Annotated in this window: 16 protein-coding genes; 12 read left to right on the top strand and 4 right to left on the bottom strand. The window is 53.4% G+C overall.

The window, feature by feature from the left end; genetic code table 11:
* The first annotated feature begins 147 nt into the window (after window positions 1-147).
* The 6 genes from L21SP2_RS12185 to L21SP2_RS12160 are packed head-to-tail and all read left to right on the top strand — an operon-like array spanning window position 148 to window position 5,770.
* Window positions 148-1,128 carry an ABC transporter ATP-binding protein gene (locus tag L21SP2_RS12185; RefSeq protein ID WP_024268836.1) on the top strand — a complete coding sequence of 327 codons (981 nt, stop codon included), beginning with the start codon at window positions 148-150 and terminating at the stop codon, window positions 1,126-1,128.
* Window positions 1,121-1,951 carry an ABC transporter permease gene (locus tag L21SP2_RS12180; protein WP_024268835.1) on the top strand — a complete coding sequence of 277 codons (831 nt, stop codon included), beginning with the start codon at window positions 1,121-1,123 and terminating at the stop codon, window positions 1,949-1,951. Before L21SP2_RS12185 ends, L21SP2_RS12180 begins: the two co-directional genes overlap by 8 nt.
* A 6-nt stretch (window positions 1,952-1,957) precedes the next feature.
* Window positions 1,958-2,251, top strand: a complete 294-nt coding sequence (locus L21SP2_RS12175; RefSeq protein ID WP_024268834.1) for a hypothetical protein — start codon at window positions 1,958-1,960, stop codon at window positions 2,249-2,251.
* Window positions 2,215-2,706: a DUF429 domain-containing protein gene (locus L21SP2_RS12170; protein WP_041401551.1), complete on the top strand. Its 492-nt coding sequence runs from the start codon at window positions 2,215-2,217 to the stop codon at window positions 2,704-2,706. Before L21SP2_RS12175 ends, L21SP2_RS12170 begins: the two co-directional genes overlap by 37 nt.
* 21 nt (window positions 2,707-2,727) lie before the next feature.
* On the top strand, window positions 2,728-4,263 hold the full coding sequence (locus tag L21SP2_RS12165; protein ID WP_041401549.1) for a M20/M25/M40 family metallo-hydrolase: 1,536 nt from the start codon (window positions 2,728-2,730) through the stop codon (window positions 4,261-4,263).
* Window positions 4,264-4,321: 58 nt separating this feature from the next.
* Window positions 4,322-5,770: a YfcC family protein gene (locus tag L21SP2_RS12160; RefSeq protein ID WP_024268831.1), complete on the top strand. Its 1,449-nt coding sequence runs from the start codon at window positions 4,322-4,324 to the stop codon at window positions 5,768-5,770.
* Between the two features lie 22 nt (window positions 5,771-5,792).
* Here L21SP2_RS12160 and L21SP2_RS12155 read toward each other — a convergent pair whose 3' ends face one another.
* Window positions 5,793-6,677, bottom strand: a complete 885-nt coding sequence (locus L21SP2_RS12155; RefSeq protein WP_024268830.1) for a DUF92 domain-containing protein — start codon at window positions 6,675-6,677, stop codon at window positions 5,793-5,795.
* 8 nt (window positions 6,678-6,685) lie between these two features.
* Window positions 6,686-7,366: a diacylglycerol/polyprenol kinase family protein gene (locus L21SP2_RS12150; RefSeq protein WP_024268829.1), complete on the bottom strand. Its 681-nt coding sequence runs from the start codon at window positions 7,364-7,366 to the stop codon at window positions 6,686-6,688.
* A gap of 127 nt (window positions 7,367-7,493) precedes the next feature.
* On the opposite strand from L21SP2_RS12150, the gene L21SP2_RS12145 reads away from it, so the two are divergent.
* The 4 genes from L21SP2_RS12145 (at window position 7,494) to L21SP2_RS17420 (ending at window position 11,219) form a co-directional block, all read left to right on the top strand.
* Window positions 7,494-9,128 carry a transposase gene (locus tag L21SP2_RS12145; RefSeq protein WP_024268226.1) on the top strand — a complete coding sequence of 545 codons (1,635 nt, stop codon included), beginning with the start codon at window positions 7,494-7,496 and terminating at the stop codon, window positions 9,126-9,128.
* A gap of 181 nt (window positions 9,129-9,309) precedes the next feature.
* On the top strand, window positions 9,310-10,347 hold the full coding sequence (locus tag L21SP2_RS12140; protein ID WP_081719611.1) for a DUF1295 domain-containing protein: 1,038 nt from the start codon (window positions 9,310-9,312) through the stop codon (window positions 10,345-10,347).
* 82 nt (window positions 10,348-10,429) lie between these two features.
* Window positions 10,430-10,762, top strand: coding sequence for a DUF134 domain-containing protein (locus tag L21SP2_RS12135; RefSeq protein WP_053335694.1), 333 nt, complete (start codon window positions 10,430-10,432; stop codon window positions 10,760-10,762).
* A gap of 55 nt (window positions 10,763-10,817) precedes the next feature.
* Window positions 10,818-11,219 carry a NifB/NifX family molybdenum-iron cluster-binding protein gene (locus L21SP2_RS17420; protein WP_024268826.1) on the top strand — a complete coding sequence of 134 codons (402 nt, stop codon included), beginning with the start codon at window positions 10,818-10,820 and terminating at the stop codon, window positions 11,217-11,219.
* Here L21SP2_RS17420 and L21SP2_RS12120 read toward each other — a convergent pair whose 3' ends face one another.
* Complete coding sequence (locus tag L21SP2_RS12120) at window positions 11,220-11,951, bottom strand: alpha/beta fold hydrolase (RefSeq protein ID WP_024268825.1); 732 nt, start codon at window positions 11,949-11,951, stop codon at window positions 11,220-11,222.
* Window positions 11,952-12,088: 137 nt separating this feature from the next.
* Here L21SP2_RS12120 and L21SP2_RS12115 point away from each other — a divergent pair, with 137 nt between their 5' ends.
* Both L21SP2_RS12115 and L21SP2_RS17415 read left to right on the top strand, forming a co-directional pair.
* Complete coding sequence (locus L21SP2_RS12115; RefSeq protein ID WP_024268824.1) at window positions 12,089-13,000, top strand: ABC transporter substrate-binding protein; 912 nt, start codon at window positions 12,089-12,091, stop codon at window positions 12,998-13,000.
* A complete protein-coding gene (locus L21SP2_RS17415; RefSeq protein ID WP_053335693.1) occupies window positions 12,978-14,453 on the top strand; it encodes an ATP-binding cassette domain-containing protein in 1,476 nt (491 codons plus the stop codon). Before L21SP2_RS12115 ends, L21SP2_RS17415 begins: the two co-directional genes overlap by 23 nt.
* Here L21SP2_RS17415 and L21SP2_RS12105 read toward each other — a convergent pair.
* Window positions 14,443-15,054 (bottom strand): MarC family protein, encoded by a 612-nt coding sequence (locus tag L21SP2_RS12105; protein ID WP_024268822.1) that lies wholly within the window; start codon window positions 15,052-15,054, stop codon window positions 14,443-14,445. The genes L21SP2_RS17415 and L21SP2_RS12105 overlap by 11 nt on opposite strands.
* Between the last annotated feature and the right edge of the window lie 155 nt (window positions 15,055-15,209).

Here is a 15,209-nt window from a genome sequence, read left to right as displayed (position 1 = left end):
AAAAACCGGGTATAATTCTGAATAAAGCATCCGGATGGTCGTTTTCCGGCTGATGTATCCGGGCAGAACCTCCTGCAGGTCTGAGCTTTGAAATTCGGTTGGGAAATACAGGGAAGTTGTGAAATACAGGGAAAAGGAAGCACATGCATGAAGTCTGAAACATCTGAAGAACGGATTCAGGAATCGGCAAACGGGGGAAGCACAGGGTATCCTGACTCTCCGGCGGTTCGTGTAGAGAATGTAAACAAGTATTACGGAAGTTTTCACGCAGTGAAGAACCTGAATTTTCAGGTGGGTACCGGCAGATGCTTCGGTCTGCTGGGTCCCAACGGGGCGGGGAAAACCTCCATGATGAAAATTCTCTACGGAAAAAATCAGCGCAGTCACTCCGGTGAGAATACGGTGGAGGTGATGGGCTATGATCCTGATAATCATGAGCTGGAGATCAAATATCTGACGGGCATTGTACCCCAGGAGGACAATCTGGACGTGGAGCTTACCGTGCTGGATAATCTGCTGATTTACAGCCGCTTTTACGGAATGAACCGCAGTCAGGCCCGGAGCAGGATTGACGAGCTGCTGGAGTTCATGGAGCTGGGGGAGAAAAAAGGCGCAAAAATCCGGGAGCTCTCCGGGGGGATGAAGCGGAGGCTGATTATTGCCCGGGCTCTGATCAATAATCCCCGGCTTCTGATTCTTGATGAGCCAACCACCGGCCTGGATCCCCAGGTGCGTCACCATATCTGGGATAAACTGCGACAGCTTCTGAACCGGGGGGTTACCATACTGATTACCACCCATTACATGGAGGAGGCTTTCCAGCTCTGCGATGAGCTTGCCATCATGCACAAGGGTGAAAAAATCCTCCAGGGAAATCCCCGAAGCCTCATCGATGAAAACATTGAGCGCTATGTTCTGGAAATTCATAATATGGAAAATGTGGGTGACATACAGGAGAATGATTCGGTGCGTAAAGAGCAGGACAATATCCGTCTGCTGTTCTATTCAAACTCCCACAGGGAACTTGAGAAGATCAGCGAAACCCTGAATCCCGGGGATTATTATCTCCGGCAGTCAAATCTTGAGGATCTGTTTTTAAAGAGTACCGGGAGGGCATTACATGAGTGATACAGCAATAAGCAATTCATCCACGGGTGCTTCGTCACATATCGAAGCTGCGGCAGCGGTTCCGGGCTTTTTCCGGCGAATTTATTCGGTATGGTACCGCCATTATAAGGTGTATACCAATAATCTCATCAGCAACGGCATTCCGCCGTTTCTGGAGCCCCTGATTTTTCTAGCGGGCATCGGTCTGGGACTGGGAGGCTATGTGGGGCTCATCGGTGATGTTCCCTATGTGGTATTTCTCGCTTCGGGAATTGTGGTGCCGCCGGCAATGTTCACCGCCGCCTTTGAATGCAGTTTCGGTACCTTTATCCGGATGGAATTCGATAAGGTCTATGACGGGATGATCTCCTCATCCATAAATGTCCGGGACCTGTTTCTGGGTGAGATGCTGTTTGCCGGTACCAAGAGCCTGTTTTTCAGTGCGGCGGTGCTCATTGTGATCACAATTCTCGGATTTATTTCATCCTGGACGGCGGTGTTCGCCCCCATCGGCGGTTTTCTCACCGGGCTGATGTTTGCCGCCCTTTCGCTTTTTATCACGTCATTCGTGAAGACCATCAATCATTTCAATTTTTACTTCACGGGACTGCTCACCCCCATGTTCTTTTTCTCGGGAATCGTGTTTCCCCTTGATCAGCTTCCCGGTTGGCTTCAGGGGGTGGCTCAGATTTTTCCTTTGACCCATTCCGCCCGGATTGTACGTTCATTTGTATTTAACGACTATGATTTGTGGCTGTTGTTTGATTACGCCTACGTTCTGCTTTTTACTCTGCTGATGGGAAGTCTTGCCATCAGGCGGCTGCGAAAGATCATCGTTCAGTAATCGGTAATGTGGGGCGGATCAGGAAATACAGCCGTTGAATCATCTTCCCTGCGCTGCTACGCAGGTATTGACCTGGCATGGACCGCCGGGGGAAGCAGCGGGCTGGCGGTGCTCTCCCGGGATGGCAGGGTGATGTTTTCCGGCTCAGGGAGATGGAGCGATGAGGAGCTGGCCCATCTTCTGGAAGAGTTTGATCCTGATCATACCTGTGTGGACAGCCCCCTGGTGGTGGCCAACCGGCGGGGGGAAGGGCGGTGGACTCTATGCTCATGGGCCACAGCTTTCACGGCACCCATCTGAAGATGTTTGCCACCTCCCGGGAGTTTATGCTCAGACGTTACGGAATTGTCAGAGGGGAGGAGCTGGCAGAAACGTTCCGCCGGAGGGGAATTGCCGTGTATCCCCGTACTCTCAGCGAAACCTACCCCGCCGGGATAATCGCGAATATGTTTCCCGGAACGCCTCCGTCGGCCCACAAAATCCGAACCGTCGCAGGTATGGACTCCGCCGTCGCCGCCTCCCGGAGAATTCTCTCTCTGCTCAGACAGTCGGGCATTCAGGGAGACCTCCCCGCACCTCCGGATATGATTTCGGGTCAAGGATCTCGGAGGGAGAGGTACAAACGCTTCGAGGATTCCCTGGATGCCGTCCTCTGTGCCGTGGCCGCTCTGTATCATGGCGAGTACGGGTCATCCATGGTGTTCAGCGACGGAGAGAACGGCTACACGGTTATTCCTGAACCGCGGTTTACCTAAACCCGGTTTCCGGCATATCATATGTACATGATCATACTTCTCTCGGCAGCTTGTGCCTTACTTGTTCTTTCCACAATACTCATGGTGAATACTCTGCGTTTCTCCCGGGAAAGCAGTCAGCCACGGGGAGGGGACTCTCACATGCCCGATCCCCGGAATGAACCTGAAGCGGATTTTTCCCGTGCACTGGATTCCTTTGCTCTGGCATTGAACATAGCCAGCGTCAGTCACAGCGACTACGCACAAAACGATGAGTCGGTTTTTCAGGAATTCCAGGACTTCCTCACCCGCAGATATGCGGACTTTCTGGAGGACTGCGGAGTGACCCGCTTCGGAGTGTACGGTATTGCCATCCGATGGCCGGGTACTGAAGGCCTTTCCCGGGGACTGCCCCTGCTGTATACCGCTCATTACGATGTGGTTCCTGTGGACGGACAGGACTGGTCCGTTGATCCCTTTTCTGCGGAGCAGAAAGAGGGGTACATCTGGGGCAGGGGGACTCTGGATACCAAGAATTCCCTCATCGCCCTGATGGAAGCAGCCGCTTCCCTCCACGCAGATGGCTTTACCCCCCGCCGGGATATATGGTTCGCATTCGGCGGGGATGAGGAAACTGAAAGCAGCCGGGGTGCAATCACCATCTCCCGGTGGTTTCAGGAGCAGGGAATCCGCTTTGCATGGACCTTCGATGAAGGGGGCATTATCGCCCGGAATATGATTCCCGGCGTGCAGGGCAGCGCTGCGCTGGTGGGAGTGGAGGAAAAAGGTTTTGTGAACTTCCGGCTCAGCGCAGAGTCTTCCGGTGGACACGCTTCTACACCACCACCAAGCACTGCTCTGGGTCTGGTAAGCAGGGCGGTGGCCCGGCTTGAGGCCGCCCGGCAGCCCCGAAAACTCATACCCAGCCTCAGGAAATTTTTCCGGCGAACGGTGCCGTACCAGAGTTTGCCTCTGAAAATTGTCATGGCCAATCTCTGGCTCTTCGCCCCCGTGGTAAAACAGGTGCTTGCAGGGGGGGATGACAGCCGGGCGATGATTCAGAGCACCCTTGCCCCCACAATGGCCGGAGGCAGCAGCAAGGAGAATGTCCTTCCCGCCGCTGCCTGGGCAAACATCAACGTCCGCATCCTGCCCGGAGAAACCATCGACCAGGTGAGACGAAGATGCATCAGAATAATTCGGGACCCCCGGGTGGAGGTGAGCATCGCCAACAGCGCAGAGGCCAATGATCCCATCAGTTCCTCCCCGCCGGCAAAAGAAGACACCGGCTCCCCCGGCACGGCAGGCGTTGACCGGTTTCTTGCTTTTTGTGCCGACGCCCTGAGTTTCCGGGAGGGGTTCACCACCGCATTGCCCTATCTCATGACCGGAGCCACCGACAGCAAGCATTATGCCCATATCAGCGATCATGTGTTCCGTTTCGTGCCCATGGAGCTGGATTCCCGGGAACTCTCCCGCATTCACAATCCGGACGAACGCATATCCCTGGAAAATTTCCGGGGCATGCTGGCATTTTACCGGTATAATCTGAAGTACCATGAACGCGTGTTCCAATAAACCGCCGTATCAGCATACATAACCGGAGAGCCCCAGATGAGCCGGGAAGGAAGAACCCATGCCTGAAACCATGAACAGCTCCGTGAAAATCGGAGCCCGAGCCTTTGCAACTGCAGTTCTGATCCTGCTGGGACTGATGATCGTCAGCGGGCTTCTCACCGTATTTCTGCCCTCCGGCGAGTATGAACGGGTTCAGCTGGAGGATCGCAGCCTGATCACCCCGGGGTCCTATGAAGAAGTTGAAAAGCCCGATTACCCGGTATGGCGCTGGTTCACCGCCCCGGTGGAGATTCTGTTTACTCCGGGCAATGTGACCCTCATAACCCTCATTCTCTTTCTTTTTGCCGTGGGAGGTTCCATCACCATTCTGGAACAGATCCATGTAATGGACCTGCTGGTGCAGATGCTCATCGATAAATTTCAGCGGAATAAGTATGTTCTGATGGCGGTTACCATTTTCATTTTCATGGCCCTGCCGTCTTTGCTGGGGATCTACGAAGGGCTGGTGCCGGTAATCATTTTTGTAGTTCCCATGGCCCGGCGGCTGGGCTGGGACAGCCTTACCGGGCTGGGGATGAGCCTTCTTCCAATGGCCTTCGGTCTGGCCGCCGCCATCTCCAATCCCTTCACCATCGCAGTTGCCCAGACCATTGCCGATCTTCCGTTGTTCAGCGGTTCCTGGCTGAGAATCATCTTTTTTGTTCTGGTCTACATCGCCCTCTTTCTCTTTGTGTACCGCCATGCCCGGAAAGTTGAACGGAAACCTGAATCCAGTCCCTGTCACACGGCGGATGCCGAGCTCGGAGAGGTGGAGGTCCACGATTTTTCCGACACACACATCCATCTGGTGCGCCGGGGGCTGATATGGTTCAGTGTCTGGATCGGGATAGCCCTGGTCGTGGTTCTGGGAGTTGCGTTTTTTCCGGATCTGGGGTTTCTGGCCTTTCCCCTCATGGGGTTGATGTTTCTCGTCGGCGGGTTCGGGGCCGGGGTGTTCAGCGGACACCGACTTGCCAGGGTGGCACACATATTTTTGAAAGGCGGGTTGAACATTATTCCCGGGGCATTCCTGATTATGCTTGCCTACAGCGTGAAATACATCATCGATTCGGGGATGGTTACCGATACCCTTCTGTTCATGGCAGCGGATGCCATAGAGCAGGCCAGTCCCTTCCAGTCGGTGCTTCTGATTTACGGTATCACTCTGGTTATGAACTTTTTCATCGGCTCGGCCTCGGCAAAGGCTTTTTTAATGATGCCAATACTGGTACCCCTGGCGGACCTGGTGGGAATTACCCGTCAGACCACTGTTCTGGCCTTCGGCTACGGTGATGGTTTCAGCAATATGATATTTCCCACCAATCCCCTGCTTCTCATTGCATTGAGTTTCACGGTGGTTTCCTACACCAAATGGCTGAAATGGACCATTCCCCTTCAGATTATTATGGCGGCATTCTCCCTGCTGTTTATGTTTATTGCGGTTCAGATCGGATTCGGACCGTTTTAACTCCCGCCTCTTTCCGTGGGAGTCAGCTCAGGATGAGGTAACCGGTGATTGCCAGAAGGCTTGAAGCAGCGTTGGAGATAATGTTTACCATGTCGTTGGTTATCCAGCTGTAGCCCTTCACAAGCCGGGTGGCAATTCTGATGTCGCCGCGGTTCTCGGAGTAGAGGGTTTCATAGCGTTTTTCCGTGTAATTTCCATGGGAATCTTCATAGAGTGCCTGGACCGTGGCACCCAGTACGGAATCTATGAGGCTGCCCGCAAATCCGCTGACGGCAGCGGGCAGGGCGATAGCCTTCCAGAGAAATCCTCCGGGAAGCAGGTAAAGCAGAGGCACCGATCCCAGAGCGATGGTTCCCGCACCCGCTGCGGAAGCCAGGGTTCCCGGAATGGAAACTGCGCCGCTTTGTCCCTTCTGCAGCGGCTTCCAGCTGATAATGGATCTGGGGCGGGCGCCGGAAAGGACGCCCAGTTCGCTTGCCCAGGTGTCCGAAGCCGCACAGGCCATGGAACCGAGAAATCCCGCTGCAAACATGGGCGATCCGGTGGCCGCAAAGCCCAGCATGCATGCCGCTGCCGGGGCGGCGTTTGCACCCGCCTGCCAGGCATCCCTGATGCTTCCTTTGTCATGAATCTTTTCAAGCAGGGTTTTCTGAACTTTTCCCAGCCGGCTCAGCAGTGAAGAACTCACGAAAAACAGCCCCAGAACAAACCATGCGCTGATACCGCCCCCAAGATATATCGCGAATCCCAGACCGAACCCCGCCGCCGCCCCGGACCCATCCACGCTCCCTTTGCGGTAAGCGGTGTAGGCCAGCAAAAGATTTGCCGCAACAGCTGCGCTGATTCGTATAAAAAGAAAGGCCGCATTCAGATTTTCCAGCGGACCAAGTATGAGAAAATCCCTCATCTCCACTCCTAACTAAACAGTCCGGTCAAGAGCCGGAACACCAGAATCGAACTCAGCGGAACCGTCAGATTATCCAACCCGAAAGGAGTATAGAGTTCCACCAGGGTGGCGACTGCTGCCAGGAGCAATCCTGTTGCCATGATTTCCGGCAGACCGGCGGCACCCGAAAACAGAAGCTGCATGATCAATGCGGCAGCAAGGGATGCGCCGAACATGGCCATGGTGCCGGCCAGACTTTTTCTCCCGCCGGGAACACGAATTTTTCTTCCCGATTTACCATTTCTTTCGCCTGCAACAGCCGCAAGCCCGTCTCCCCAGGCGAGAATCATCACTGCCAATCCTCCGGTCCATTTCGGCAGGGGAGTGTACCAGGTGAGAACCACAAGTATGAGCAGGCTCACCGGATAGTACACAGTCCCGGGATTGGATCCGGCGTCCCCCATGGCAGGCAGCAGCTTTGTGCGGTATATCACATAGTTGATGACAATGAAGAAGATGGGGCCGATGACGGCTATGCCCGGATCCTGCATGGTGAACATGGCTATGAACCACCAATGACCCACCGCAATGTGGATGAATTTTCTGGCTGCCGGAGGACTGAGACGGCCTGAAGACAGAAGGATACTGGAGATTGCCATGACAATAAACACGAATCCGAAAGAAAACACGAGACCCAGCAATTGATTCATTCCTGCATCATACCTGAATCTTGCCAGCTGGCATAGACAGGGGGTAATATACCTGACTCCCCTGAAAAAAGGTAGGGAATTCCCAAAATTTTGTTGATAGGGTAAAATTCCGCATCGGGGGGAGCGGATGTTTCGAAAGAACGAAGGACATAAGCAGCAGAGAATGTTTACATCGGTGGACCAACTTCCTGAGACTGCAAGAAAACACCTTGAACAGTCCTGGGCACAGGTTTTCTACCATGAATATTTCTGCAGGATTAACGAGGAGGTCTTCTCCGTTCTCTACAGTGATAAGCATTCACGGCCCAACACGCCTATCAATATTCTGGTAGGCTTTGAAACCCTCAAATCCGGATTCGGCTTAAGTGACGAGCGACTCTATGATCATTTCATGTTTGATCTGAAGTTCCGCTACGCCCTGGGCTTGAAGGACTTTGACGAAGGAAACTTTGAGCTGCGTACTATCTACAACTTCCGCTCAGCGGTGAGTGCCTATGAAGAGGAACACAGGGTTAATCTGATTCACAAGGCAAGTGAACAGATAACCGACGAGCAATTGAAACAGTTTCAGATAAAAACCGGCCTACAGCGGATGGATTCAACCATGGTGCAGAGTAACATCCGCAAGATGAGCCGTCTGCAGCTGTTGGTAGAAATCATCCATCGCTTTTACCGTATGCTCAGTGAAGAAGAACAGAAAGCGTATGAGCAGCTGTTTGCCAGGTATGTGAAAGAAGACTCCCTGCACTATTGCTGCCGGGTGAAACGGGACGAGATGGACGGGCGACTTGAGCAGCTTGGAAAAGATCTATCGACTATGCTGGAATGTTTTGAAGACGTGCACGGAGATGAAAAAGCGTACCAGCAGGCCTTCAGGGTTTTTGGTGAACACTTTCGTTTTGAACAGGAATCTATCGTTGTGCGAGAAAGTAAAGAACTCGGTGGTAGCACCTTGCAGTCTCCTGATGATGAAGAGGCCACCTTCAGGACGAAAAGCAGAGAAAGCTCCCGGGGGTATGGTGCAAATATCACGGAAACTTGCGATGAAGATAATAATCTCCAACTCATCAGCAGGGTAAGTGTGGCGCCAAACATAACCGATGACCAGCAATTTCTGGCCGAAGATATTGAGAACCTGAAAGAGCGGGAGGGAATCGATGAAGTGTATACCGATGCGGGGTATACGGGAGAGGCGGCAGCCAAGGCAACAGCAACATATCAGGTAAGCCAGCACGTGAGTGCCATCAAGGGAAGGAAAAAAGAGAAGACGAGAGTGGGCCTGGAAGATTTCACCGTCACTCGAACCAGTGAAGGAAAGGTGACTGCTATCATCTGTCCAAATGGCCAGGGCGGGGAGCTGCGGGAAAGTAAAAAAGCAGCAGACCGCTATACCGCCGGGTTTTCTGCCGACGGCTGTCAGGCTTGCCCCTTTGTCAACCAGTGCCCGGCAAAGCGGCTGAAAAAGCGACCAAGTTATGTTCTTCATTTTACTGCGACCGATTTGCGGGTTGCCGCCACCAGGAAGCAGGTAGCAGAAACAGGAAAAGAGATTACCAATAAGCGGGCATCAATAGAGAGTACCGTTCGAAGTGTTATTCACCCCTTTGGTGGCCATCTCTGTAAACTACCAGTGCGGGGCAGGCATCGGGTTACCACCATGATGGTCTTGAGTGCCATGATGGTTAACATTCGCAGAATCAGGGGATACCTGTTTCCCGAAGATGGGTCAAAACCAATTCCGGATGGATATGCACTCTGTTAGAAGCGAAAAGGGGAAAGGGAAAGCCCTTCGGGGTGGGGGTACAGATAAATAGCCGGTAAAGAAAGTGGCGGGGGCCCTCCCATAGGGTTATCTCCCCCTATGGGGCTGGATTCCCCGACCAATTTTTCCGGGTTTTTTTGAATTTACCATCAAGCTTTTTTCAGGGGAGTCATACCTTCTTATGAAACGATGTATATTGATGCTTGCAGCTGCAGCAGTACTCTTCGCCGCAATGGGAGCCCTGGCATATTCGGGGTCTGTTGTTCAGATCCCGGAAAAGGCTTCCGCTCTGGAACTGGTAATACTCATTTCCCTTTCTCTGGGAATAATGAGTTTTCTCTTCGGAATGATAACTTCCGATTATTCATGGGTGGACCGCCTGTGGAGTACGGCTCCCGTGCTGTTTGCCTGGATTTATGCTCTCAAGGCGGATTTTTCACCCATAGTGCTTCTTCCGGTGATAGTTGTCAGCCTCTGGGGTGCACGGCTCACGTTTAATTTTGCCCGCCGCGGGGGGTACAGCGGTATGGAGGATTACCGATGGCCCATCCTCAGAAAAAGAATCGGAAACGAATGGCTGTGGCAGCTGTTTAATCTGCTGTTTATCTGCGGCTTCCAAATCGGGCTGTTTATTCTTTTTACTTCACCCCTTGCACCCCTGAGCCGCATGAGCGCGGCAGTATCCGGATCTGTTTCCGATCTGTTTACCGCCATTCCTCCGGCGGGGTACGCCGCTCTGGCAGCCATGCTGTTTTTCATTGGTCTGGAGACCGTTGCAGATCAGCAGCAGTGGGATTTCCACAAAGCGAAGGCATTGAGTAAGGCAGCGAAGACTCCAGTAGCCGGGAAGACTACCGGGGCCGGGAAGCCCCGGGAGGAAGATGCTCAATGGTTGGCAGCATACCCATGGAAAGATGATATTTCCCAGGGCTTTCTCTCCTCCGGGCTTTTCTCCATAATCCGGCATCCGAACTATCTGGGTGAACTGGGGGTGTGGTGGAGTCTGTATCTGTTTTCCGCAGCCGTGCAGGCCACCCTCTTTCACTGGAGCATCAGCGGTGCCGTGCTGCTCAGTGTTCTTTTCGTCGGTTCCACCGCATTTACCGAAGGGATAACCGCCTCTAAATATCCGGAGTATGAGCGGTTTCAGGCTTCAACTCCTGCGCTCATCCCCCTGAATTTGAAAGGCGGCAGTTCTGCCGCCCGGGAAGATTCCTGATTCAGAACCTGCATTTTTCAGAACAGGGAAAATGGACCTGCCGTATATGGACAGGTCCTTTTTTTGATACTATAATTAGCATATGCCAAGAATAAAGGGCTGTAGAAAAATATCAGGAAATCCCGGCTCCCGGTTTTTTAAACCCCGGGGGGTGCCGATGCGGGAACTGAAGGTACAGACACTTGAACTGGATGAATTTGAAGCCCTCAGACTTGCGGACGCCCAGGGGCTGTATCATGCAGATGCAGCCGAAAAAATGGGCATCTCACGCCAGTCATTCGGGCTGATTATCAAATCCGCCCGGAAAAAGGTGGCCGTTGCTTTAGCCGCAGGAGATGCTCTGGCAATCAATGCATCTGAGTATTGTGCGGAAATTGAAGCCGTTGAGGCGGCTGTATCAGTTTCTGATCCCTAATACCAACCGGGAAGGCCCTGGAGAAAACCAGCCCATTACCACAAGGAGATTTCATATGAAAACCGCCGTACCAGTTTTACAAAACAAAGCAGACAGCCCTCTTTCAGGGCATTTCGGTTCCGCCCCCTTCTTCGCCATTTTTGACCAGTCGTCCACCGAGCCCGAGTTTTTCGACTGCGCCAACCGGCGAAGCCAGGGTTGTGCGCCGGTGGAGGAGCTGATTGCCATGAATGTCAGCACTGTGGTCTGTCTGGGTATGGGCCGGGGGGCTATCCGGAAACTTGAAGCAGCGGGAATTACCTGCCGGTTTCCCCTGCAGGCTCCCGGTCGTCTGGACGCCCTCATGTCCGCCTATGCCTCAGGTTCTCTCAATCTCAGCACCGACAGCGGGGTGTGTACGGAACATGGAGACCATGACGGCGATCATCAGGGGCATGCAGGCCATTGCCGCCACTGATCAGTCCGGAAGGTCTCTCACCAGGTCGATGCCCTTCAGGGGAAATTGATTGTGCATGTCATGCTTCCCTCCGGGCTCAATCTGCAGCCGCCCCCGCTGCAGATGGGTGAGGGCTCTCCTGCTGTGCTGGGGAGTGAAATAGGGATCCCTGTCGCCCTGCCAAAGAATAACGGGAACTTCAATCTTTTCAAGAATATTCAGAATGCTGTAATCGGGATTCATAATATAGCTGTCCCTGTGGGTGCTGATAATCTTCCACAAACGTTCAGCCCGTGAATGCCCGTGCTGTTCACGGAACGATGATTGAATTTCCGGCGGCAGTTCTTCAAACGGCGGGACAAGCAGTTCAGCCTTATGGGCCAGAGTTTCATTGGAAAAGAATCCGCAGGCTTCACACAGCATCCCACGCAATCCCCGGGGAGCGGTGGACGCATAGGCCGATGCGATTGCGCCGCCCAGGCAATGCCCCCAGATGAAATACTCTTCATCTTCAGGGATGTTGTTTTTGATCCACTGCTCCAATTCGAGCCGACCCGACTCTATGCTGTCCAGGGTTTCACCTGCGCCGCTGTCGGGGAACACCAGTTCGTTGTGGGGATCATAGCCGTGCCGGTTGGGTGCATGGGGGTGAAAGAGATCGGAGAGCCGGGGCAGCAGCGCATCCCATGTTCCGGCATTTTGAAAACCATTGTGGAGGAGCAGTAGATGGGGCTTTTTCATTTTGCTGTGCATGTGTAGTATATCCTCTGTGCTTCCGGATCCGTGGATCTTTCAGCGCCGGGGAATTGCCCCGTATGTACCTAAGAATAAGATAGAACAGCGGCGAGGTAAATGCAAAATGCCTCGTCGGCTATCATAAGGAGTTTCGAATGAACAAAAATATTGCGTCTTTCATGCTGGCTGCAGTTTTCTCTGCAGTGCTTTTTGCATCACCGTCACCGGAGACTGATGGTCAAATCTCCATGGCATATCCCAAAACCATCAGTTCAATTCCGTTTCTGGAGCTGGCAGAGCGTCACCCCGGGGATTATGAAGGCAGGGATTTTACCGATCATCCCCAGGCACTGGGACAGCTGCTGAATGGCGAGATCGATTTGCTGGCTTCAGGTTTTACTGTGGGCTACACTCGGTATCAGGCTGCAGGGGATATCCGCTATCTTTTTGGTCATGTCTGGGGAATATCTTCTATCATGACATCTTCAGAAATTTCCGGCCTGGAGGAATTGAGTGGCGGCAGCATCTATGTGCCCTTTGAAGGCAGTCCCATTGAAGTACAGATTTCCGCACTTCTGGAAGAGCTGGGGCTGGCAGATGAGATTGAGCTGTCATATGCACCCTTTCCCCAGGCAGCAGGACTGCTGGTTCAGGGTAAGGCGGATGCCGCCGTTCTGGTGGAACCCATCGCCAGCAAGCTGGAAGCTTCGGGCAATGCTTTTCGCTTTCAAACCATCCAGGACAGTTATGCACTGCTTTCCGGAGGGGAGATGCGCAGTCCCCAGGTGAGCGTGTTTGCCCTGGAAGCAACTGCAGCCCGAGTATCCGATGAACTGGAGCAGCTGCAGGACCGTCTTTCCCGAATTACCGCAGAGATTGTTGAAGATCCCGCATATTATGGCAACAAATACGCTGAGTATTTCGAACTTCCCGCTCCGGTGATTCAGAGAGGCCTTCAGCAGGCCCTTTTTGATTTCCCCGGTGAAGAGGAAGAGGTCGAACTCATTCAACTCTATTCCCGCATTATGAACATCGAGGATCCGGGTGCGGAATTCCACACATATTGATGCTGCCGGGAAGGGGATGTATCAGATTGCGGTGAGAATGGCCGAATATTCCGCCGGACTGATACTCTTTTTCCTGCTCTGGTGGGGAGGGAGCGTGCTTGCCGGGCCGGGAGTATTACCGGGGCCCGGCAGGGTTCTGGATCTTATTGCGTCTCCGGGGCTCATTGCTGATTTTCTGGTTGAGCTGTCCAGGACCCTGTCCCGTGCCCTGCTGGGGTTTGCCGCCGCATGGATTATCAGCATTCCCCTTGGGCTGCTCATCGGCGGCAGCGGCTTCAGTAGAAGGGTTGCGTTTTTCCCGGTTTTTCTTCTTCAAGGAGCGCCCCCTCTGCTCTGGATTACTCCTCTGGTGCTGTGGCTGGGTACCAAAGGGGCCGCCGCCCCCGCTGTGGCGTTTCTGGTAACCACTCCATTGCTCCTCAGTCACATCGTGGAAGCCCGCCGTCAGATCAGGGATTACGAATACCAGCTTTTCAGGATATATAACAACAGGCCCCGGACCCTCTGGACCGAACTCTACATCCCCCGTCTCCTGCCTGCGTTAAAGACCAACGCACATCTTGGCATGATGACAGCAGTGAAAAGCGCAATGGTCGCAGAATGGTTTGCCGCCCAGGACGGTTTCGGCAGACGCATCAACTCATTTTATCAGTTTTTCGAAGTTGACCGGTTCTTTGCCTGGGCTCTGCTGTTTCTTCTGAGCATGGCCGTTCTGTCTCTCTGCATTCGTCTGATTCTCCGCTACAGCTTTCCGGAGCGGACATCCACAGCTGCTCCCATGCAGCAGACCGGCACGTTCCAGCCTGTTCAGTCTGATGAGGCGGCAGCAATGGCTGTTCAAACCGGCACACAGCTGGGCATTCAGGTAAGACAGCTCAGAGTCAGCTTCGGCAGGCACAAAATATTCAGCGGGATGAATTTTTCCGTTTCACCGGAACGGCCGCTGGTAATTCACGGTCCTTCAGGCTGCGGCAAAACAACACTTCTGAAGACAATAGGGGGGCTGTACACCCCCGATGAGGGAACTGTTCAGCGGCCCCATGAGCTGGCAATGCTGTTCCAGGATGACCTGCTGCTGGAACATCGGGATGCCCTGGGCAACACTCTGCTTCCCGTGCTCCCTTCGCCCTCTGCTGAAAATATCAATCGTGCGGCACACATGCTGGACCTTTGGGGACTGGAAGGATTTTACCATCATTTTCCCAGCCAGCTGTCCGGGGGAATGCGGAAACGTCTTTCCATGGCTCGGGCATGGTATCTCAGGCCCAGAGCCCTGCTCATGGATGAACCCTTCAATAACCTGGATAAAAGCGCCCGGGATGATATATGGGACCGATTCTTTCTGCTTCATTCCCGCAGACCGGTACCAACCATTATCATCACCCACTATCCGGAGGAGCTTGCGGGCAGGGCGGTAGACTCCTGTTCCTGGAGCGAACTTCTTAGGCCCTGAATGCACCCGCAATGCCGTCAATAATAAACTGGATGGCCAGGGACGCCAGAAGGATGCCCAGCAGCCGCTTAAATACATTGTTGGCGGTGCGCCCGGCGACTTTCACGATCCTTCCTGATGCCAGAAACATCACCAAAGCAATGGCGTAGACGGTAAAGATTGCAAGAAAGAGGGGCAGCAGGCTCTCAAGGGTTCCTGCGTTCCGGGAAAACTCCAGAACCGTATAGGTCAAAGCCCCGGGACCGGCGATCATGGGGATGCTCAGGGGATAGACTGAAATATCTCTGGGGCTGCTTCCGGTGATTTCCCGGGATTCTTCCTCCCCGGGATGAACAATCATTCCGAATGCGGTGTAGAACAGGAGCAAACCTCCGGCAATCCGGAAAGCATCCATGCCGATACCCAATCCCTCAAGAAAGGACTTGCCGAACAGACCGAATACGCTCACCAGGACCAGAGAAATGCCCACGGCTTTTACCGCCATGGTTCTGGTATATTTACGCTCCCTGCCGTCGGTGAGAGCATGGAACACCAGCGAAACCCCGATGGGATCAACAATCACAAAATAGCCCGCAAATGCGGATAAATATATCTGAAGCATTCCCCGGTTATATCACATGGGAGAGGAAAAATCACCGGCCGGGCCGACTGCGCCTCCCGGGGATGAAAATGAAAAAAAACAGAAAAACAGCTTGACAACCCGGGTATATATACTTAGTGTTGTAGTGTACTACATAAGTGGTACACTAATACGGA

Source organism: Salinispira pacifica, assembly GCF_000507245.1.
GTDB classification, from domain to species: domain Bacteria; phylum Spirochaetota; class Spirochaetia; order DSM-27196; family Salinispiraceae; genus Salinispira; species Salinispira pacifica.
The sequence above is the reverse complement of the archived record's forward strand: the minus strand, read 5'-3'. Positions and strand labels throughout refer to the sequence as shown.